This window comes from Amycolatopsis ultiminotia (genome assembly GCF_039536925.1).
Classification (GTDB): domain Bacteria; phylum Actinomycetota; class Actinomycetes; order Mycobacteriales; family Pseudonocardiaceae; genus Amycolatopsis; species Amycolatopsis ultiminotia.
Genome location: NZ_BAAAZN010000063.1, coordinates 1 through 674 on the forward strand (window position 1 = coordinate 1; position 674 = coordinate 674).

A 674-nucleotide genomic window follows, 5' to 3' on the forward strand; every position below is an offset into this window, starting at 1 on the left:
AGCGGCACGAGTGCTTTGAGTGCTTTGACCAGTTTCGTGGTGACCTGGGTGATCTTGGACGCGGTTTTGGCGACCGCGGTGACGACCTGGGGTACGACCCAGGTCATGCCGATGCCGAGGGTGAACACCACTTGCAGGGCCCAGGAGATCAGGTGCCCGACCAGATCGGCGATGGTGTCGCGGACGAGGGACCGGACGGCGGCGACGACTTCACCGGCGGTTTTGACGCCGCTGGCGGCGCCTTCGCTGCCTTTCTGGGCGCTGGCGATCAGCGCGGAGGTGTCCTCGGCCCGTGTGCGGTAGGCGTCGGCGGCGTCGCCTTGCCAGTCCTGCAGGTCCTTTTTGACCAGATCGGTCAGTTCGGCGGAGACGTTTTCGAGTTCTTTGGCGACGTTGGTCCAGGTTTCGGCCTGGGACGAGATTTCGTCGGCGTTGCCGGTGAGTGCGTTGAGGGCTTCTTTGAGCGGGCCGACGTGTTCCATCAGCCAGCCGACCCCGGCGGCGAAGATCGCGCCGAACGGGTCCATTACCGCGGTCAGCGTGTCCAGTGCGGTGCCGACCGCGCCGATCGCGACCGCTGCCCAGTCCTTGTTCTCGATCGCGTCTTTGAGTCCCGTCGCGTCCTCCAGCAGCGGAACCCCCGACACCGCCGTCGTCGAATCCTGCACCGGTGC

Annotated in this window: 1 protein-coding gene; it reads right to left on the reverse strand. The window is 65.9% G+C overall.

Annotated features, from left to right (window positions below):
• On the reverse strand, positions 1-674 hold a 674-nt coding region (locus tag ABD793_RS42560), incomplete at both ends, for a WXG100 family type VII secretion target (protein ID WP_425548863.1).